Raw genomic sequence first — 585 nt, 5'->3', positions numbered from 1 at the left:
ACTCAATGCGTCGGCGGAAAGCGCGCTCGCGATGATGCTCAACATTGGCTTGCCGGCACAGGCTTCAACAAGGTTTTTCAGCCAGACAAGCTGCTTTTCCGGGTTTTCTTCCAATCTTAGCCAGTGCGGAGCCGCCAGTTTCATGCCTTCCAGTCGCGTTCCGGCATAAAGCGAACATGCGATGGAGCGCCGCCATGGGAAGGAGGAGAGCAAGGATTCATCAAAGCAGCCATCGAGCAACGCGTAGTAATGCATTGGCAGTCCTTGCTGCTGTTCGCGTATTTGCTGAAGAGCGACAAGAATTTGCTCAGGCAGATCGGAATTCCATCGATTAACGGCAAAGTACATGCGCAAGCCGCCTCAGGCTGCAGCAGGGGCTGCGAATGGACTACCACTCTTCATCGCAGCCAACATGCATTCGATACACACATTCTGCGGGAACGTCGGTAACGCATAACTCTGCTTCTCTGGACCGGTAAAACTCTTCTTACTCGCATGCACCGTAATCGTTCCCGGGCACTGCACGGTGATGCCGCCATCGATGGTGATGCTCGCCCCGCCGGCGACGGCGAGGTGGATTTTCTT

Annotated in this window: 2 protein-coding genes; both read right to left on the bottom strand. The window is 55.0% G+C overall.

What is annotated here, in order from left to right:
* Positions 1-348, bottom strand: a 348-nt coding sequence (locus AT959_RS07795) for a DUF4123 domain-containing protein (protein ID WP_157651248.1), incomplete at its 3' end; no start/stop codon positions are given.
* A 12-nt stretch (positions 349-360) separates the two neighbouring features.
* On the bottom strand, positions 361-585 hold a 225-nt coding region (locus AT959_RS07790), incomplete at its 5' end, for a DUF2345 domain-containing protein (RefSeq protein WP_157651247.1).

This window comes from Dechloromonas denitrificans (assembly GCF_001551835.1).
Classification (GTDB): Bacteria; Pseudomonadota; Gammaproteobacteria; order Burkholderiales; family Rhodocyclaceae; genus Azonexus; species Azonexus denitrificans.
The sequence above is the reverse complement of the archived record's forward strand: the minus strand, read 5'-3'. Positions and strand labels throughout refer to the sequence as shown.